Origin of the sequence: Streptomyces sp. HUAS 15-9, from assembly GCF_025642155.1 — a bacterium.
Classification (GTDB): domain Bacteria; phylum Actinomycetota; class Actinomycetes; order Streptomycetales; family Streptomycetaceae; genus Streptomyces.
Genome location: NZ_CP106798.1, coordinates 6,760,324 through 6,780,424, shown reverse-complemented (window position 1 = coordinate 6,780,424; position 20,101 = coordinate 6,760,324). Strand labels below are relative to the sequence as shown.

General features: G+C 72.7%; 8 protein-coding genes and 1 pseudogene. 6 read left to right on the top strand and 3 right to left on the bottom strand.

Features of this window, described 5'->3' with window-relative positions:
- Nucleotides 1-4: 4 nt before the first annotated feature.
- Nucleotides 5-1,213: a methionine adenosyltransferase gene (metK, locus tag N8I87_RS31015; RefSeq protein WP_263213667.1), complete on the bottom strand. Its 1,209-nt coding sequence runs from the start codon at nucleotides 1,211-1,213 to the stop codon at nucleotides 5-7.
- 176 nt (nucleotides 1,214-1,389) lie between these two features.
- On the opposite strand from metK, the gene N8I87_RS31010 reads away from it, so the two are divergent.
- Complete coding sequence (locus tag N8I87_RS31010) at nucleotides 1,390-1,959, top strand: DUF3159 domain-containing protein (protein WP_263213666.1); 570 nt, start codon at nucleotides 1,390-1,392, stop codon at nucleotides 1,957-1,959.
- 242 nt (nucleotides 1,960-2,201) lie between these two features.
- Here N8I87_RS31010 and N8I87_RS44490 read toward each other — a convergent pair whose 3' ends face one another.
- Together N8I87_RS44490 and N8I87_RS31005 are read right to left on the bottom strand one after the other, a co-directional pair.
- A complete protein-coding gene (locus N8I87_RS44490; protein WP_411577307.1) occupies nucleotides 2,202-2,390 on the bottom strand; it encodes an acyl-CoA carboxylase epsilon subunit in 189 nt (62 codons plus the stop codon).
- A complete protein-coding gene (locus tag N8I87_RS31005; protein ID WP_411577306.1) occupies nucleotides 2,387-3,994 on the bottom strand; it encodes an acyl-CoA carboxylase subunit beta in 1,608 nt (535 codons plus the stop codon). Before N8I87_RS31005 ends, N8I87_RS44490 begins: the two co-directional genes overlap by 4 nt.
- Nucleotides 3,995-4,227: 233 nt before the next feature.
- On the opposite strand from N8I87_RS31005, the gene N8I87_RS31000 reads away from it, so the two are divergent.
- From N8I87_RS31000 to N8I87_RS30980, 5 genes and pseudogenes are all read left to right on the top strand, one after another.
- On the top strand, nucleotides 4,228-5,157 hold the full coding sequence (locus N8I87_RS31000) for an ACP S-malonyltransferase (RefSeq protein WP_263213665.1): 930 nt from the start codon (nucleotides 4,228-4,230) through the stop codon (nucleotides 5,155-5,157).
- A gap of 1 nt (nucleotide 5,158) precedes the next feature.
- Entirely contained in the window at nucleotides 5,159-6,790 is a 1,632-nt protein-coding gene (locus tag N8I87_RS30995; protein WP_263213664.1) for an AMP-binding protein, read from the top strand.
- Nucleotides 6,791-6,826: 36 nt separating this feature from the next.
- Nucleotides 6,827-8,335 carry an AMP-binding protein gene (locus tag N8I87_RS30990; RefSeq protein ID WP_263213663.1) on the top strand — a complete coding sequence of 503 codons (1,509 nt, stop codon included), beginning with the start codon at nucleotides 6,827-6,829 and terminating at the stop codon, nucleotides 8,333-8,335.
- Nucleotides 8,332-9,588 (top strand): type III PLP-dependent enzyme domain-containing protein, encoded by a 1,257-nt coding sequence (locus tag N8I87_RS30985; protein WP_263213662.1) that lies wholly within the window; start codon nucleotides 8,332-8,334, stop codon nucleotides 9,586-9,588. Before N8I87_RS30990 ends, N8I87_RS30985 begins: the two co-directional genes overlap by 4 nt.
- A 208-nt stretch (nucleotides 9,589-9,796) precedes the next feature.
- A pseudogene (locus tag N8I87_RS30980) lies at nucleotides 9,797-19,912 on the top strand (SDR family NAD(P)-dependent oxidoreductase); the annotation flags it as partial.
- Nucleotides 19,913-20,101: the final 189 nt, after the last annotated feature.

Sequence of the window (20,101 nt, the reverse complement as noted above, 5' to 3'; positions counted from 1 at the left end):
CCGCTCAGCCGGTGGCTGCTTGGCGGAGCTTGTCCGCCCGGTCGGTGGCTTCCCAGGTGAAGTCGGCGCCGGTGCGCCCGAAGTGGCCGTACGCGGCGGTCTGCGCATAGCGGGCGCGCAGCAGGTCGAGGTCCCGCACGATCGCGGCCGGGCGCAGGTCGAAGACATCGGTGACGGCCTGCTGGATCCGCTCGACGGGTACGGTCTCGGTGCCGAACGTCTCGATGAACAGGCCGACCGGGGCCGCCTTTCCGATGGCGTAGGCGACCTGCGCCTCGCAGCGCCGGGCGAGACCGGCGGCGACGACGTTCTTGGCGACCCAACGCATCGCGTACGCGCCGCTGCGGTCCACCTTGGAGGGGTCCTTGCCGGAGAACGCGCCGCCGCCGTGGCGGGCCATGCCGCCGTACGTGTCGACGATGATCTTCCGTCCGGTCAGTCCCGCATCGCCCATCGGGCCGCCGATCTCGAACCGTCCCGTGGGGTTCACCAGGAGCCGGTGCCCGTCCGTGTCCAGGTCGAGGCCGGCCAGGGCCGGTTCGACGACGTGGTCGCGGAGGTCGGGCACGAGCAGTGTGTCCAGGCTGATGTCGGGGGCGTGCTGCGATGAGACGACGACCGTGTCCAGGCGGACCGGGCGGTCGCCCTCGTACTCGATGGTGACCTGGGTCTTGCCGTCCGGGCGCAGATAGGGCACCGGGCCCTCCTTGCGGACCTCGGCGAGACGGCGGGCGAGACGGTGCGCGAGCGCGATCGGCAGCGGCATCAGCTCGGGGGTCTCGTCGCAGGCGTAGCCGAACATCAGGCCCTGGTCGCCGGCGCCCTGCCGGTCGAGTTCGTCGGCCTGGGAGGCGCCGGAGGAGCCCTCCACCCGGGTCTCGTAGGCGTCGTCCACGCCCTGGGCGATGTCGGGCGACTGGGCGCCGATGGAGACCGAGACTCCGCAGGACGCGCCGTCGAATCCCTTCGCCGACGAGTCGTAGCCGATGCCGAGAATCGTCTTGCGGACCAGTGTCGGAATATCGACGTAGGCGGAGGTGGTGACTTCGCCGGCGATATGCACCTGGCCGGTGGTGATCAGGGTTTCCACGGCGACACGGGCCGTCGGGTCCTGGGCGAGAAGTGCGTCGAGAATGGTGTCGCTGATTTGGTCTGCGATTTTGTCGGGATGACCCTCGGTCACCGACTCCGAGGTGAACAGTCGACGGGACACGCTTTCCTCCAGCAGTTCCTCGAGCCGGAACCGGCCCAGGTACGGGAATTGTTGTCGAAAGAGCGTGCGTCGTCATGGTTGGGGACGACTAAAGTGTTCCGTTCCGCGGTGCTGTTTTCCGCTTTAGCGGCCCGCAAGGGGCGGCTGACTCAATGGCGGGTAGAAAGGAGCTTTCCATGACCCGCTACCTCATCAGCTTCCTACCTTGGATCGCCTACGCCGCGATCGCGACGAGCGACGAGTGGCGCAGCGGCGCGGAGTGGGGACTGGGGATCGCCGCGTTCGTGATCTTCCAGGGACGGCGGTCGGGCAAGCACTTGGACGAGATGGTGATCGAAGTGAGTGCCCTCGTGTTCTTCGCGGGCATCACCTGGCTCTCGTACAAGCAGCCCGATTCCGGACTCATCCCCTACGGCCCTGCCCTGGTCGACGCCTGGCTCGCGGCCACGGCGTTCGGTTCGCTGCTCATCGGGCGGCCGTTCACGCTGGGGCTGGCGCGCAAGATCGCGCCGGAGCATGTGTGGAAGACGAAGGCGTTCTTCCGCACCAACGCGACGATCACCACGGTGTGGGGGGTGTCCTTCCTCTTCGCTGCCGGTGCGCTGGCTGTGCTGATCAAGGCCGATCCGCACGCCACGACCGCCGCGATCGTCATCAAGGTCGTCACGTTCGTCGTCCCCGTTCTGTTCACCATGCGCTATCCGGCCATCGCCGCGCAGAAGGCTCGGCAGGCCGCGGTTCACTGACGTGGTCTTGCGGGGTCATTGAGCGCCGTTGGCCTGGGATTTCCCGGGCAGCGGCGCTCTTTGGCGTGCCCGGTACTTCGGCCCAGGTACCAAGGGGGCTCCGCCCCCCGGCCTTTGCCCGCCCACCGCCCGACTCGGTCGGCCGAGAAGCGAGCAGTCGACTCGGTCGGCCGGGAGGCGAGGTACGGGGAAGCGCCGCTGCCCCCAGCGGGTCGGCAGCGGCGCCTCGGGGTGGGGCGTGGCTAGGGCTCCGACCAGGCGCCCGGTAGGCGGTGGGTGCCCCGGACCCAGCCTGCCGTCGGGGGGCGCGGGGAGGTGGCCGGCTCTGCGCCTCGCAGGAGGGCCAGTAGGACCAGTGTGACGGCTGCCAGTTGTTCCGGGTCGGGGTCGCCGCGCACGACTCGGACGGTGTGGTCCTCGGCGGTGCTCATACCGGCTGGTTCCCGTGTTTGCGGGACGGCATCGTGGCGTGCTTGGCACGGAGCATCGCCAGGGAGCGGATGAGGACGGCCCGGGTGTCCGCGGGGTCGATGACGTCGTCCACCAGGCCGCGTTCGGCGGCGTAGTAGGGGTGCATCAGTTCCTCCTGGTACTGCTGGATGCGCTGCGCGCGTGCCGCCTCCGGGTCCGGCGCGGCGGCGATCTCGCGGCGGAAGACGACGTTCGCGGCGCCCTCCGCGCCCATCACCGCGATCTCGTTGGTGGGCCAGGCGAAGGTCAGGTCGGCGCCGATGGACTGGCTGTCCATGACGATGTACGCGCCGCCGTACGCCTTGCGCAGGATCACCGATATCCGGGGGACGGTCGCGTTGCAGTAGGAGTAGAGGAGTTTGGCGCCGTGGCGGATGACGCCGCCGTGCTCCTGCTCGCGGCCCGGCAGGAAGCCCGGGACGTCGACGAGGGTGACCAGCGGGATGCTGAAGGCGTCGCAGGACTGGACGAACCTCGCCGCCTTTTCACTGGCATGGATGTCCAGGACGCCCGCGAAGGAGGCCGGCTGGTTGGCCACGATACCGACGACATGGCCGTCGAGCCGGGCCAGGGCGCAGATGATGTTGGTGGCCCAGCCCGCGTGCACCTCGAAGATCTCGCCGTCGTCGACGATCTCCCCGATGACGGGACGCATGTCGTACGAGCGTCCGGGGTCGCCCGGCACCAGGTCGAGCAGGGCCTCGCCCCGGCGGGTCGGGGAGTCGTCCGGCCGTACGGCGGGCGGCAGTTCACGGTTGTTCTGCGGCAGCATCGACAGCAGATAGCGCACCTCGGCCAGGCACTCCGCCTCGTCCTCGTACGCGAAGTGCGCGGCGCCGGAGACGGTGGCGTGCACATCGGCACCGCCGAGCCCGTCGTGGCTGATCCGCTCGCCGGTGACGGCCTGCACCACGTCGGGGCCGGTGATGTACATCTGCGAGGTGCCGCGGACCATGAACACATAGTCGGTGAGGGCAGGCGAGTACGCGGCGCCGCCGGCGCACGGGCCGAGCATCACGCTGATCTGCGGGATGACCCCGGACGCGGCGACGTTGCGGCGGAAGATGCCGCCGTACCCGGCGAGCGCGGTGACACCCTCCTGGATGCGGGCGCCGGCGCCGTCGCTCAGCGCCACCAGGGGCGCGCCCGCGGCCAGCGCCCGGTCCATCACCTTGTGGATCTTCGAGGCGTGCGCCTCGCCGAGCGAGCCGCCGAAGATGCGGAAGTCATGGGCGTAGACGAAGACCGTGCGGCCCTCCACCGTGCCCCAGCCGGTGACCACGCCGTCCGTGTAGGGCCGCTTGTTCTCCAGCCCGAAGCCGGTGGCCCGGTGCCGGCGCAGCGGCTCGATCTCCTGGAAGCTCCCCTTGTCGAAGAGCAGTTCGAGGCGCTCGTGGACGGTCAGCTTGCCCTTGGCCCACTGCTGCTCGGTGGCACGCGGACCGGGGCCCTCACGCACCGTCTGCTTGACCAGCTCGAGCAGGGCCACCCGGGAGCGCGGGTCGGGGCGCGGCGGGGGCTGGGTCATGGGGGCGAGTGAGGTGGTGTCCTCGGTCACGGTCATGGGTCACCCATCCATGTGGCTCGGGGTATTCGGACCGTCAATTCAAACCGGGTGGTCCGGCAAGGGGCCACAGCGCACACCCCCTATGGTCGGCGGCCGCCCCCCTACTAAGGGTGGCGGACGGGGTCGAATAGGGGTTGGTGGGGCCTTGCCCGGCATCTAGAACTGTCCGGACGAGGCCAGTTCGCGACAAGACGGGTGCTGCGATGACAACGGCGATGGTATTCCCGGGAATGGGGCCGACACGCTTCCGGGAACTCGGGCGCTTCCTGCTTCTCGATTCCCATGCCAAGAAGCTGCTTCCGGTCGCGGACGACGTCCTCGGCCATTCCCTTTTCGAGGCGTTCCGGGAGAGCGAGGACGAGTACGCCCCGGCGGCCCAGGTCGCCTTCATGGTGGTGTGCACGGCGCTCGCCGAACGGGCCCGCGAAGACCTCGGCATCGAGCCGGCGGTGTGCACCGGACCCAGTTTCGGCGAGAAGCCCGCCATCGGCTTCAGCGGGGCGCTCGACTTCGCGGACGCGGTGCGGATGACGGCCGCTCTGGCGCGCTGCACCGCGCAGTACTTCGCGCGCGAGCACCGGGACGTGGTCACGCAGTCGTTCGTACGGGCCCCGGCCGCGCCCCTGCGTGAGCTGTTCGCCGGGATGGACGCCCGCGGGGCCTGGCACGAGGTGGCCTGCCGCCTCGACGAGGGGTTCCAAATGGTGTCCGTGCGGGAGGACGAACTGGGGGCCTTCCAAGGGGAGTTGCGGTCGATCGGGGCGCTCCCGCTCTACGTGATGCGTCCTCCCATGCACTCCTCGCTGTTCACGGGACTGCGCGAGCTAGCGGCCCGCGAGGTCATCGACGCCCTGCCGCTGCGCGACCCGCTGCTGCCGCTGATCGCCGACCAGGACGGCACCGAACTGACCACCGCCGCCGGGCTGCGGCAGATGCTCCTGGACCACTTCGTACGCCCCGTCGACTGGCCCGCGACCCTGGACGCGCTGCGCGCCCGCGGCATCGAGCGGCTGGTGATCGCCGGCCCGGACGCCCTGTTCGGCCGCGTCGAGTCGGCGACCTCCCGCTTCGAGGTGGTCCCGGTCTCCCCGGAGCGGACGCCGCGCGCGCCGTCCACCCGGCCCGCGACGGCTACGGCTACGGCTGCGGCGGGTGTGTGACATGGCGACCCGGGTCTTCTCCGGCCGCGAGGAGCGGCTGACGTCCGGCGAGGGCGCGTACGCGGGCAGTCTGCACGGGCTGTTCCTGCGCGGGCTCTCCGTGTCGGGCGACCGGGAGTGCTTCCGGGTCGACGGGCACGGCACCACCTATGCCGAGGCGCACCGGGAGGCGCTCGCGCTCGCCGGGGCGCTGGTCGAGGTGTGCCGGGGCGTGCCGCGGACCGTGGCGGTGCTCGGCAGCAAGAGCGGAGAGGCGTACACCGGGCTGCTGGCCGCGCTCTACCTGGGGGCACGGGCCGTACCGCTGCACCCGGACTTCCCCTCCGTCCGTAACCGTGCCGTGCTGGAGGCCGCCGAGGCCGACGCCGTGATCGCCGACGCCCGGGGTGTGGCGGCGTACGAGCGGATCGGCATGCCCGGCGTGCCCCTCGTCTCGGCGGGCCAAGGACCGCTTCCCGGCACCCCGCTGGACGCGCCGCGCGCGGTGGACCCGGAGGACACCGCCTACATCCTGTTCACGTCCGGCTCGACGGGCCGCCCCAAGGGGGTGCCGACCACGCACCGCGCCGTCGACAGCTACTTCCGTACGCTGCGCGGCCGTTACGACTTCGGGCCCGGTGACGTCTTCACCCAGACCTTCGACCTGACCTTCGACTGCGCGATGTTCGACCTGTTCTGCGCGTGGGGCGCGGGCGCCCGCGTCGTACCGCTGCCGATGCGGGCGTACCGGGCGCTACCGGAGTTCCTCGCCGAGGAGCGCGTGACGGTGTGGTTCTCGACGCCGGGGGCCATCGCCCTCGCCGGCCGCTCGGGGGCGCTGGCGGCGGGCGCCCTGGACGGGCTGCGCTGGTCGCTGTTCGCGGGCGAGCCGCTGCACCGGCACGACGCGGAGGCGTGGCAGGCCGCGGCACCGCACAGCACGGTGGAGAACCTGTACGGCCCGACGGAGCTGACCATCACCGTGACCGCCCACCGCCTCACGGCCGCCACCCCCGACGAGCGGTACGTCAACGGTGTCGTCCCCATCGGGCCCGTGTACGGCACGCTCGACCATGTGCTGCTCGGACCCGACGGCTCCACCGGCGGCGACGAGGGCGAACTGTGCGTCACCGGGCCGCAGATGTTCGACGGCTATCTCGACCCCGCCGAGAACGAGGGCCGCTTCCTCGAGCACGACGGGCGCCGCTGGTACCGCACGGGTGACCGGGTACGCCGCTGGCCGGACGGCGAGATCGCCTATCTGGGCCGGGCGGACGACCAGGTGCAGGTGCGGGGCTGGCGGGTGGAGCTGTCCGAGGTCAGCCACGCCGTGCGCGCCCTGGACGGGGTGGAGGACGCCGTCACGGTCGCCGTGCCCGCGGACGGCAGCCATGAGCTGGTCGCCTTCTACACCGGCCGCGCGTCCCAGAGCGCCCTGCTCGCCAAGGAGTTGAACGCGGACCTGCCCAAGGCGATGGTGCCGCGGCTGCTGACGCACCTGGACGAGTTCCCGATGAACGCCAACCGCAAGATCGACCGCTCCGCCCTCAGGTCCCGCGCGCGGACGCTCCTGGACCGCGGCCGCAGCACCCCGGGCCGACCCGACGCCGATCTGCCTCGGACCACTGACGGCGATCCTGCCACGGCCAACTGACGCCGATCCTGCCACGGACCACTAAGGAGAGACCCCGTGGACGAGAACCTGACCGAGGACGCGAGGCTGCTGCACCACCTCGTCGACGCACAGGCCGCCGCACGTCCGCAGGACGTCGCCGTGCGCGACGCCCGGGACTCCTGGACCTGGGAGCAGCTCGCGGCGCAGACCCGGGCGGCCGCCGACTGGCTGCGCCGGGCCGGTGTGACGCCGGGCGACCGGATCGTCGTACGCCTGCCGAACGTGCGCGAGACGACGGCGCTGCTGCACGCGGCATCCCGGGTCGGTGCCGCGCTGGTGCCGATCAGCGCCGAGATGAAGGAGTTCCATCTGCGCGCGGTGATCGCCGACTGCGAGCCGCGGCTCGTGGTGGTCACGGACGGCGCCGGCGAGTGGGTGTCGGGCCTGACCGAGCGACCGGTGTACGAAGTGGGCGGCCTGTGGGCCGAGTTGGCGGCCGACGGCGATGGAGCCGAGGCCGGCCAGGCATCCGACGCCCCGGCCGTGCTCATCTACACCTCGGGCTCCACCGCCACCCCCAAGGGCATCATCTGCCCGCACGCGCAGATGCTGTTCGCGGCACGGTCCATCAACGAGGTGCTCGGCTACCGCGCCGACGACACCGTCTTCGTCCGCGTCCCGCTCTCCTTCGACTACGGCCTCTTCCAGATGCTGCTGTGCGCGGTGTCCGGCGCGACCCTGGTCCTCGCCGACTCCGAGGCGGACTCCAAGCTGCACATCCTGATCCGGGAGAGCGGCGCCACGGTGCTGCCGCTGGTGCCGTCGCTGGGCGGTCCGCTGATCCGGCTGGCGCAGCGCGACCCGCGCCCGACCCGGCTGCGCATGTTCACCAGCACCGGTGCGGCGCTGGAGCAGCGGATCATCGACGGCCTGTGGAAGTGCTTCCCGGGTGCCCGGGTGGTGCGGATGTATGGCATCTCGGAGTGCAAGCGCATCACGATCATGCCGCCGGACCAGGACCGCGAGCGTCCCGGCTCCTGCGGTCTGCCGATCCCGGGGACCCGGGTGGCGATCCTCGACCCGGACGGCAACGAGGTGCCGGCCGAGGAGAGCGGCGAGATCACGGTGACCGGTCCGCATGTCATGGCCGGCTACTGGAACCTGCCGGAGATCACCGCGCGCACCTACCGGCCCGACCCGGGGACCGGCGAGACCCGCCTGTTCACCGGCGACTACGGCCGCGTCGACGCCGACGGCTACCTCTACTTCGAGGGCCGCCGTGACGACATGTTCAAGCGCAAGGGCATGCGGGTGTCCACGATCGAGATCGAGGGCGCCGCGATGGACATCCCGGGAGTGCGCAACGCGGCCGCCCTCAAGCCGACCGCCGACCGCGACCTGATGATCTTCGTGGAGTCGGACGAGCTGACCCCGCAGGCGGTGCTGCGCGAGCTGGCGACGCGGCTGGAGGCCGTGAAGGTGCCCGCGCTGTGCAAGGTGCTCGACGCCTTCCCGCTGACCTCGAACGGCAAGAACGCCAAGCAGCAGCTGGCGGCGATGCTCGACGCCGAGGCCGCCAAGTGACCACGTCCACCAACGCAGGCGATGAACAGGCCGCGTCGGCCCGGGACTTGGTCGCTCGCTACGGCTCCCCGCTCTACGTGTACGACCTCGACCGGGTGGCCCGCGCCCGCGCCGATCTGCGCGCCGCCCTGCCCGACGGGGTCACGCTGTTCTACTCGCTCAAGGCCAACCCGCACCCGGGCCTGGTGCGGGCGCTGCGCGAGGGCCCCGGTGGCTGCCGGGCCGAGGTGTGCTCCACCGGTGAGCTGGCCTCGGCCCTGGAGGCCGGGCATCCCGCGGAGTCGATCCTCTACTCGGGTCCGGGCAAGACCGCCGGTGAGCTGGCCGTGGCGCTCACCGAGGGGGTGCGCACGTTCTCCGTGGAGTCGGCGGGCGATCTGCGCCGGCTCGGCGCCCAGGCGGTGCGCCAGGGGGTGGTGGCCCAGGTGCTGCTGCGCGTCAACAGCGCGGCGGCCGCGGCCACGACCAGCATCCGGATGACCGGAACCCCGTCGCAGTTCGGCATCGATGCGGAGACCCTGCCGGGCCTGCTGCCCGCCCTGCTCGACGTGCCGGGCACGGAGGTGGCCGGGGCGCACTTCTTCCCGCTGTCCAACTCCAAGGACGAGGAGAGCCTGATCGCCGAGTTCACGGCGACGATCGAGCAGGCAGCGACGCTGGAGAGCGAACTCGGCCTGCCGCTGCGGATGCTGGACATCGGCGGGGGCTTCGCGGCGCCGTACTCGGTGCCGGGCGACCGGCCCGTGTACCCGAATCTGAAGGCCGCCCTGGAGAAGGCCCTGGACACCCGGCTGCCGCACTGGCGCGAGGGCGGGGTGGAGATCGCCTGCGAGTCGGGCCGCCACCTGGTCGGCGACAGCGGGCGACTGCTGACGTCCGTGACCAACGTCAAGGAGAGCCGGGGCCGCACCTTCGCGATCCTCGACGCCGGCATCAACACCCTCGGCGGCATGGCGGGCCTCGGCCGACTGCTGCCGCTTTCCGTGGACCCGGCCTTCCACCGCACCGGCGAGCCGGTGCCCGTCAGCCTCGCGGGCCCGCTGTGCACACCCGGCGACCTGCTGTCCCGCTCGGCGCGGATGCCGCCGCCGGAGCCGGGCGATGTGCTCGCGGTGCCGAACATGGGCGCCTACGGCCCCACCGCCAGCCTGCTCCTCTTCCTGGGCCGGCCGGCTCCGGTGGAGCTGCTGCTCAGCGGCGGCGAGGTGGTCTCGGCCTCGCGCCTCGTCACGACCCGTACCGAAGTCGCATAACCCACACTGGAGTTCAGTGACCATGACCGAGTCCGCCGCTCAGCCCGCCCACGACCTCTCCGAACAGCCCGTGACGGCAGTCGAGTTGACCGGTATGCCCAGGGCCGCCCAGGAGCGGCGGCTGCTCGGGCTAGTCGTCGAGCAGGCCGGGGCGGCGCTGCGCAAGGCGGGCCGGGACACGGGCGGGGCACTCGATCCGTCGCTGCCCTTCCTGCGGCTGGGACTCGACTCACTGGCCATCGTCGATCTGCAGCGACGCCTGTCGGCCGCGACCGGTGTGGAACTGCCGGTGTCCATCGCCTTCGACCATCCCACCCCGAGGGCCCTCGCCGGTCGGCTGGTGCGCGAGCTGCTCGGCGAGTCCGCCGACGGGACCGAGGTCCCGGACGCCGAGGGGCTGGACCCGGCCGAGCCCGTCGCGATCGTCGGCATGGCCTGCCGCTACCCCGGCGGCATCGCCTCCTCCGGCCAGCTGTGGGACCTGGTGGCGGCGGGCGGCGACGCGATCGGGCCGCTGCCCGAGGACCGCGGCTGGGACGTGGCCGGACTGTACGACCCGGACCCGGACGCGCCCGGCAAGACGTATGCGCGCGAGGGCGGATTCCTGTACGGCGCGGCCGAGTTCGACGCCGACTTCTTCGGGATCAGCCCGCGCGAGGCCGCCGCGATGGAACCGCAGCAGCGGCTCGCGCTGGAGACCTCGTGGGAGGCCCTGGAGCACGCGGGCATCGACCCGGCCGCGCTGCGCGGCAGCACCGCCGGGGTCTTCGTGGGCGCCGAGCCCCAGGAGTACGGACCGCGTCTGCACCAGGCGCCCGAGGGCTACGAGGGTCATCTGCTGACCGGCGGCGCCACCAGCGTCATCTCCGGTCGCGTCGCCTACACGCTGGGCCTGGAGGGCCCGACCCTGACGGTCGACACGGCCTGCTCGTCGTCCCTGGTCGCGATGCATCTGGCGGCGCGCGCGCTGCGCTCGGGCGAGTGCTCCCTGGCGCTCGCGGGCGGGGTGGCCGTGATGTCGAGCCCGGGCACCTTCACGGCGTTCAGCCGACAGCGCGGCCTGGCGCGGGACGGGCGTTGCAAGCCGTTCGCGGAGGCCGCCGACGGCACCGGATGGGCGGAGGGCGTGGGCTTCCTCGTCCTGGAGCGCCTGTCCGACGCGCACCGCAACGGCCACAAGGTCCTTGCGTTGATCCGGAGTTCTGCCGTCAACCAGGACGGCGCGAGCAACGGGCTCACCGCGCCGAGCGGCTCCGCCCAGCGCCGCCTCATCCAGCGGGCCCTCGCCTCCGCCGGTCTGACGGGCGCCGACGTGGACGCCGTGGAGGCCCACGGCACCGGCACCCGGCTCGGCGACCCCATCGAGGCGGGCGCGCTCCTGGCGACCTACGGCCAGAACCGCGCCGAGCCGCTGTGGCTGGGGTCGGTCAAGTCGAACCTGGGGCACGCACAGGCGGCCGCGGGTGTGGCCGGTGTCATCAAGATGGTGGAGGCGCTGCGCCACGAGCTGCTGCCGCGCACCCTCCATGTGGAAGAACCCTCCTCCCGGGTGGACTGGTCGGCCGGATCGGTGGCCCTGCTGACCCGGGAGCGGCCCTGGCCGGCCGGGGAGCGGGTACGGCGCGCGGGCGTGTCGTCGTTCGGGATCAGCGGCACCAACGCGCATGTGATCGTCGAGGAGGCACCCGCCGAGGAGCCCGCCCCGGCCACCACCGCCGAGACGGCACCGCCGGTCGTGCCGTGGATCGTGTCCGGCAGGACCGACGAGGCCCTGCGCGCCCAGGCCGGGCGGCTCGCCGGGCATCTTCGCGACCACCCGGGGCTTTCCGCCGCGTCGGTGGCGTCTGCCCTCACGGGCCGTACGGCGTTCCCGCACCGCGCCGCCGTCGTCGCGACCGACCGGGAGGCGCTGCTGTCCGGCGTCGAGGCGATCGCCCGCGGCGAGGCCCCGCTGCGCGCCGAGCCGACCGGCGGACTGCTGGCCTTCCTGTTCACCGGTCAGGGCAGCCAGCGCGTCGGCATGGGACGGGGTCTGTACGAGTCCTTCCCCGTGTTCGCGGCCGCCCTCGACGAGGTCTGCGCGGCACTCGACGTGTATCTCGAACGCCCGCTGCTGGACGTCATGTTCGGCGACAGCAGCCTGTACGGCGAGGCCGGTGCCGAGCTCGACGAGACCCACTACACCCAGCCTGCCCTGTTCGCCCTGGAAGTCGCCCTGTTCCGGCTGCTGGAGGCCTGGGGCGTACGGCCCGACGTGCTGGCCGGACACTCCATCGGCGAACTGGCCGCCGCACATGCGGCCGGCCTGTGGTCCCTGGACGACGCGGCGCTGATCGTGTCGGCACGCGGCCGTCTGATGCAGCAGCTGCCCGCCGGGGGCGCGATGGCCGCCGTACAGGCCACCGAGGACGAGGTACGCGCCGCCCTGCCCGAGGGCACCGGGATCGCCGCGGTCAACGGACCGGTGTCGGTGGTCGTCTCCGGACCGGAGGCGGGCGTGGAGGAGGTCGTACGGCATTTCTCGGAGGCGGGTCGCAAGGCCAAGCGGCTCACCGTCAGCCACGCCTTCCACTCCCCGCTGATGGAGCCGATGCTCGCCGAGTTCCGCCAGTTCGCGCAGGTCCTGAACCCGATGCGGCCGGGCATCCCCATCGTGTCGACACTGACCGGCCACGAGGTACCGTACGAGGAACTGGCCGACCCCGAGTACTGGGTACGGCACGTCCGCGAGGCGGTCCGGTTCGCGGACGCGGTCCGCACGCTCCAGACGCAGGGCGTCGCCACGTTCCTCGAGTTGGGCCCGGACGCCGTGCTCACGGCGATGGGCGCGGAGTCGGTGACCGACGGGCAGCTGCTGTCCGCCCTGCGCCGTGGACACGACGAGCCCGGCTCGCTGGTCACCGCGGTCACCGCGCTGCACCTGCGTGGCGTGCCGGTCGACTGGGCGGCGTACCTGGGCCCGGAGCGGACGGCGGCCGAGCTGCCCACCTATGCCTTCCAGCGCAGCCGCTACTGGCTGGACGCCCTGGAGGACGGCCCGGCCGACCCGGCCGCCCTCGGCGTCGCCGACGCCGAACACCCGCTGCTGGGAGCGGCGTTGACCGTCGCGGGCTCCGAGCGCCTGGTCCTCACCGGACGGCTCTCCGTACGCACCCACCCGTGGCTGGCCGACCACGCGGTGGGCGGAACGGTCCTGCTCCCCGGCACCGGATTCGTCGAACTCGCTGTACATGCGGCCGACTTGGCAGGATGCGACACGGTCGAGGAACTCACGCTCCAGGCACCGCTGACCCTGGAGGACGCCGACTCGGGCGTCGAGATCCAGCTCGTGGTCGAGGAGCCGGGGCCGGGCGGCCGCCGCCCGCTGACCGTGCACTCCCGCACGGCCGACACGGACTGGACCGCACACGCCCAGGGCATACTGGCCCCGGCCGCGCCCGCTCCCTCCGACACCCCGGGAGTGTGGCCGCCACGGGGCGCCGAGCCGCTCGACGTGACCGGCGCCTACGCACGCATGGACGCCCAGGGCTACGGCTACGGCCCCGCGTTCCAGGGCCTGCGCGCGGCCTGGCGACGGGGAGAGGAGCTGTTCGCCGAGGTCGCCCTGCCCGACGGCGTGGACCCGTCCGGCTACACCGTGCACCCGGCGCTGCTGGACGCCGCCCTGCACGTCATCGGCCTCGACGAGGACGCCGACGGCCCCGAACTCCCCTTCGCCTGGACCGATGTGACGGTACGGGCCGCCGGCGCGACCGCGCTGCGCGTGCACGTCACCCCGGCCGCGTCCGGCGTCTCGCTGCACCTGGCGGACCCGGCCGGAGCCACGGTCGCCACGATCGGCCGACTCGTCCTGCGCCCCACGGCCGGCGCGAGCCGGACCGGCCGGGCGGTACCGCTGTACCGGGTCGGGTGGAGCCCGATCCAGGGACCGACGGTGAACGGCGCCGGGTACGTGGACGGCTCCGGATTCGAGGTGGTGTCGGGTGCCACGGTGCCCGAGGTCCTGACCGCCCTGCAGTCCTCGCTCGCGGGCGAGGCACGGACGCTGGTGGTGACCCGGGGCGCGGTGACGGTCACCGTCGGCGCGGACGAAGGTGACCTGGAGCAGGCGGCGGTGTGGGGCCTGGTGCGCGCCGCGCAGGCCGAGCACCCGGGCCGGATCGTCCTCGTGGACGTCGCCACCGACGCCCCCGTTCCGGACGTACTGCCCTACGGTGAACCGGAGTTGGCGGTGCGCGGGGCCGAGTGGTTCGTGCCGCGCCTGGTGCGAGAGGTCGCATCGGCGGAGGCCGGCTCATGGTCCACGTCTGGCACGGTCCTGGTGACCGGTGGCACCGGCGGCCTGGGCGCGCTGACGGCACGGCATCTGGTCGCCGAACACGGTGTGCGCGGGGTGCTGCTGGTGGGCCGGCGTGGCGCCGAGGTGCCGGGCGTCGACGAACTCGTGGCCGAGCTCCGCGAGTCGGGTGCCGAGCACGTGACCGTGGAGGCGTGTGACGTCTCCGACCGGGAGGCGGTGGCCAGCCTGCTCGCCGCCCACCCGGACATCACGGCGGTCGTCCACGCGGCGGGCGTGCTCGACGACGCGACCTTCGACACCCTGACGCCGGAGCGCCTGGAGTCGGTGTGGGCACCGAAGGCACGCGCGGCACGGCATCTGCACGAGCTGACGGCCGACCGCAAGCTCGACGCGTTCGTCCTCTACTCGTCGGCGGCGGCCTCCTTCGACGCCCTGGGACAGGCGAACTACGCCGCCGCCAACGCCTACTTGGACGCCCTGGCGACCCACCGCCGAGCCCTCGGTCTCCCGGCGCTGTCGCTCGCGTGGGGCCTGTGGGACCCCGAGGCGGGCGGCATGGCGGCCGGTCTCGCCCCGGCCGACGTGTCCCGCGCGGCACGAGCCGGAACGCCCGCACACGGCGTGGCGGCTGGCCTGGCGATGCTGGACGCCGCGGCCACCCTGCCGGACGCTCCCGCCCACGTCCTCGCCCTGCGCCTCGACCAGCAGGCCCTGACGCGCCGCGCCCGCTCGGAGGAACTCCCGCCGGTACTGCGCGGCTTGGTCCGCACGCCGGCCCGCCGCGCCGCGAGTTCGACGACGGAGTCGGAGGGCGGCTCACTGGCGCACGAGCTGGCGCGGCTCGGCGCTGCGGACCGCGAACGACGGCTGCTCACTCTCGTACGCACCCACGTCGCGGCGGCGCTCGGCCACGACGGCCCGCAGGCGGTCGACCCGGAGCGCGGCTTCGGCACCCTGGGCTTCGACTCGCTCGCGGCGGTCGAGCTCCGCAACAAGCTCGGCGCGGCGACCGGGCTGCGCCTCCCCGCGACCCTCACGTTCGACTACCCGAACGCCGCCGCCGTGGCGCGCTACCTGGACGAGCAGTTGGTGGGTGTCGATGAGGCGTCGGAGGTCGTGTCGCGGGTCGGGGCGTCGACGACGGAGGCAACGACGGACGATCCGGTCGTGATCGTCGGCATGGCCTGCCGCTACCCCGGCGGGGTGACCTCGCCGGAGGACCTGTGGGGTCTGCTCGCCGCGGGCGCGGACGCGGTCTCCGAGTTCCCGTCCGACCGTGGTCCGCTGTGGCAGGAGTCGTACGACCCCGACCCCGAGGCCATCGGCAAGACGTACGTCAACCAGGGCGCCTTCCTGGAAGAAGCGGCCGACTTCGACGCCGACTTCTTCGGCATCAGCCCGCGCGAGGCCCTTGCCACGGACCCGCAGCAGCGGGTGCTGCTGGAGACGTCCTGGGAGGCGTTCGAGCGGGCGGGCATCGACCCCACGTCCCTGCGCGGCAGTGCCACGGGCGTCTTCGCCGGCGCCATGTACCACGACTTCGCCCCACGCCTCCACGACGTCCCGGAGGAACTCGCCGGTTACCTCGGCAACGGCGGACTGGGCAGTGTGGTGTCCGGCCGGGTGTCGTATGCGCTGGGTCTTGAGGGGCCTGCGGTGACGGTGGACACGGCGTGTTCGTCGTCGCTGGTGGCGGTGCACCTGGCCGCGCAGGCGCTGCGGAGCGGTGAGTGCTCGCTGGCGCTGGCGGGTGGGGTGACGGTGATGTCGACGCCGGACACGTTCGTGGACTTCAGCCGGCAGCGGGGGCTGGCCTCCGATGGGCGGTGCAAGCCGTTCGCCGAGGCGGCCGATGGCACCGGCTGGGGCGAGGGTGTTGGCGTCCTGGTGCTGGAGCGGCTGTCGGACGCGCGTCGCAACGGTCACCGGGTGCTGGCGGTGGTGCGGGGTTCGGCCGTCAACCAGGACGGCGCGAGCAGCCAGCTGACGGCACCCAACGGACCGTCCCAGCAGCGGGTCATCCGCCAGGCGCTCACCTCCGCGAACCTGGCCCCGACCGATGTGGACGCGGTCGAGGGGCATGGGACGGGGACCCGGCTGGGGGATCCGATCGAGGCGCAGGCGTTGCTGGCGACGTACGGTCAGGACCGTGCCTCGGATGCGCCGCTGTGGCTGGGGTCGATCAAGTCGAACCTGGGGCACACGCAGGCGGCCGCCGGTGTGGCCGGGATCATCAAGATGGTCCTGGCGATGCGTAACGAGCAACTGCCGCAGACCCTCCATGTCGACGCGCCTTCGTCGCATGTGGACTGGTCGGCGGGTGCGGTGGAGCTGCTGACCGAGGCCAGGCCGTGGAAGCGGGCCGGGGAGCGGGTGCGGCGGGCTGGTGTCTCGTCGTTCGGTATCAGCGGCACCAACGCGCACGTGATCGTGGAGGAAGCCCCGGCCGAGGAGCCGACGCCGGTGGCGGAGGCGACGGCTGGGCTGCCGGTGGTGCCGTGGATCGTCTCCGGCAGGACGAACGAGGCGGTTCGGGATCAGGCGGCGCGGCTGCTCGAGTTCGCCGTGACCAGGCCGGAGCTGGATGCGGGGGATGTGGGCTGCTCGCTGGTGACACAGCGGTCGGCGTTCGCATGTCGGGCGGGTGTGGTGGCCCGCGACCGGGACGGGTTGCTGGCTGGGCTGGAGGCCATTGCCGGCGGGGGCGTCACGCCCACGGTCGCCGGGGGTTCGGTGGCGTTCCTGTTCACCGGGCAGGGCAGTCAGCGGGCCGGGATGGGGCGTGAGCTGTATGAGGCCTTCCCGGTGTTCGCGGCCGCGCTGGACGAGGTGTGTGCCGCTCTGGACGTGCACCTCGAACGGCCGCTGAAGGACGTGATGTTCGGTGGGGAGGGGCTGGACGAGACGGGGTGCACTCAGCCTGCCTTGTTCGCTCTGGAGGTGGCGCTGTTCCGGCTGCTGGGGGCGTGGGGGGTGCGGCCCGAGGCGCTGGCCGGTCACTCCATCGGCGAGTTGGCGGCGGCTCATGTGGCCGGGTTGTGGTCGCTGGAGGATGCGGCGGTGCTGGTGGCCGCGCGTGGCCGTCTGATGCAGGAGCTGCCGGCCGGGGGTGCGATGGCCGCCGTACAGGCCACCGAGGACGAGGTGCGGGCCGTGTTGCCGGAAGGCACGGGTATCGCCGCCGTCAACGGGCCGGTGTCCATCGTCGTCTCCGGGCCGGAGGCGGGTGTGGACGAGGTCGTACGGCACTTCTCCGAGGCGGGCCGCAAGACCAAGCGGCTGACCGTCAGCCACGCTTTCCACTCGCCGCTGATGGAGCCGATGCTCGCCGAGTTCGAGCAGATCGCCGCCCAACTCAGCTACGCCGAGCCTGCGATACCGATCGTCTCCACCCTCACCGGCACGGCGGTCTCGTACGACGAGCTGTCGCAGCCGTCGTACTGGGTCCGGCACGTCCGTGAGGCGGTCCGCTTCGCCGACGCCGTGGCGACACTGGACGGCCAGGGCATCGGCACGTTCCTGGAGCTCGGCCCCGACGCCGTACTGACCGCGATGGCCGCCGACCCGCGCGCCGTACCCACCCTGCGCCGCGACCGCACCGAACCCCAGGCCCTGGTCGAAGCCCTCACCCGACTGCCCGCAGTCGACTGGACCACCTTCTACGGCCCCGGCCGGCACCCCGTCGACCTCCCCACCTACGCCTTCCAGCACCAGCACTACTGGCTCGCCGCCACGGCCGCGCGGGCCGGCAACGCATCGGAGTTCGGACAGTCGGACGCCGAGCACCCGCTGCTGAGTGCTGCGGTGGAACTGCCGGACGGCGACGGCGTGTTGTTCACCGGTCGGCTGTCGCTCGCCGCCCAGCCGTGGCTGGCCGAGCACGCCGTGCACGGCACGGTGATCGTGCCCGGAGCCGCACTCGTCGAGATCGCCGTACGCGCCGGAGACCAGGTCGGACGCGGCACCGTCCGCGACCTGACGCTGCACGCCCCGCTCATCGTGCCGGAGACCGGCGCGGTCGCCCTGCGCGTGCGCGTCGGTGAGGGCGACGAGCCCGCCGTGACCGTCCACTCCCGTCCCGAAGGCGAGGACGGTCCCTGGACCCTGCACGCCGAGGGCGCCCTCTCCGCCGACGCCGTGGCACCCGCCACCGACCTCATCGTCTGGCCCCCGGCCGGGACCGAACCGGTCGACACCGCCACCCTCTACGACGACCTGGCCGCCATGGGACTGGAGTACGGCCCGCTGTTCCAGGGCCTCACGGCCGCTTGGCGCACCGCCGACGGCACAGGCACGGTCCACGCCGAGGTCGCGTTGCCCGAGGGCACTGATCCGGGTGCCTTCGCACTGCACCCCGCGCTCCTGGACGCGGCGCTGCATGCACTCACATATGCGGGTGCGGCGGAGAGCGCGGAGCTTCCCTTCTCCTGGAGCGATGTGGTGGTACACGCGTCGGGGGCGACCGCCCTACGGGTGCGTGTGACCGGCGAGGGTTCTGGCTACCGGCTCGATCTCGCCGATCTCACGGGCGCCCCCGTCGCCACGGTCACCGGCCTCGCGCTGCGACCGCCGGCCCCGGTCGGCAGCGCAGCCGCGCCTCGTGATCTGTACCGGGTGGACTGGGTGCCGGTTACCGCGCAGGCGACCGAGCCCACCGCCTCGTACACGGTCCTCCGTGCCGCCACGGCCGGCGAACTGCTCCCGCGGCTCCAGGCGCACCTCGACGGCGAGCAGAGCCTTCTCGTCCACACCACCGGTGCCGCCACCGACCCGGAGCAGTCCGCGATCCGCGGCCTGACCCGGGCCGCCCAGGCCGAACACCCCGACCGCATCGTCCTCATCGACACCCAGGACATCCCCGAACACATCCCGGCCGGAGAGCCCGAACTCGGCCACCACGACGGCGAGTTCCATGCTCCCCGACTCGCCCGGGAGACGGCCGCGGCCGCCACCGGCACCTGGCCCACCACCGGCACCACCCTCATCACCGGCGGAACCGGCGGCCTCGGCGCCCTCACCGCACGCCACCTGATCTCCACCCACGGCGTACGCAGCATCCTGCTCACCAGCCGACGCGGCACCCAAGCCCCCGGCGCCACCGAACTCGCCCTTGAGCTCAAGGAGTTGGGCGCGGAAAACGTGGTGGTCGAGGCGTGTGACGTCTCCGATCGGGAGGCCGTGGCCCGTCTGCTCGCCGCCCACCCGGACATCACGGGCGTCGTCCACACCGCGGGTGTGCTCGACGACTCGACCGTCGAGCATCTCACCGTGGAGAGCCTGGCCAGGGTCTGGGCGCCCAAGGTCGATGCGGCGCGGCATCTGGACGAGTTGACGGCCGGCCATGGCATCGAGGCCTTCGTTCTCTACTCCTCCACCGCTGCCACCTTCGACGGCACCGGTCAGGCCAACTACGCTGCCGCCAACGCCTACTTGGATGCCCTTGCCGCGCGGCGGCGGGCCCAGGGGCTGCCGGGTGTCTCGCTGGCCTGGGGCCTGTGGGCTCCGGAGGCCGGAGGCATGGGCGCCGGGCTGAGCGCGGCCGATGTGGAGCGGGTTGCCCGGACCGGACCGCGGGCGCTGGGGCGTGAGGCCGGGCTCGCGCTGCTGGACGCGGCGCTCGGGAGCGGGCGGGCGCATCTGTTGCCGGTGCCGTTCGACACGGGTGCCCTGGAGCGGCGGGCCCGGGACGGGGCTCTGCCCGCGATGCTGCGGGAGCTCGTCCGGGTCCCGGTTGCCCGGCGCCGTGGCGCGGCGACGGAGGCGCGGGGCGCCGAGGCGCTCAAGGAGCGGCTGCTGCGGCTGCCCGCTGCCGAACGGACGCCGTACGTCCTGGAGTTGGTGCGGGCTCGGGTTGCGGCGGTGCTCGGGCACGCATCGGGGGACGCGGTCGACGCCGAGCGCGGCTTCGGCGGGCTCGGGTTCGACTCGCTGGCGGCGGTGGAGCTGCGCAACCAGCTGGCGCCGCTGACCGGGCTGCGGCTGCCCGCGACGCTGACCTTCGACTACCCGACCTCGCGGGCGCTCGCCGAGTACGTGCGCGAGCAGCTCGTGCCGGACGAGACCGGGCCCGCGGCGCTGCGTGCCGTGGAGGGAGAACTCGCCTTGCTGGAGGCGAAGTTGGTGGGTGTGGTCGGGTCCGGTGGGCTGGACGCGGGCGATCACGCGCGGGTGGCACAGACGCTGCGCACCCTCTCGGCGCGCTGGTCCGAGCTG

Coding starts and splice junctions, on each gene's coding strand:
- N8I87_RS31005 (WP_411577306.1), bottom strand. CDS start 3,994: ATGACCGTGACCGAGGACACCACCTCACTCGCCCCCATGACCCAGCCC.
- N8I87_RS30995 (WP_263213664.1), top strand. CDS start 5,159: ATGGCGACCCGGGTCTTCTCCGGCCGCGAGGAGCGGCTGACGTCCGGC.
- N8I87_RS31010 (WP_263213666.1), top strand. CDS start 1,390: ATGACCCGCTACCTCATCAGCTTCCTACCTTGGATCGCCTACGCCGCG.
- N8I87_RS31000 (WP_263213665.1), top strand. CDS start 4,228: ATGGGGCCGACACGCTTCCGGGAACTCGGGCGCTTCCTGCTTCTCGAT.
- N8I87_RS44490 (WP_411577307.1), bottom strand. CDS start 2,390: ATGAGCACCGCCGAGGACCACACCGTCCGAGTCGTGCGCGGCGACCCC.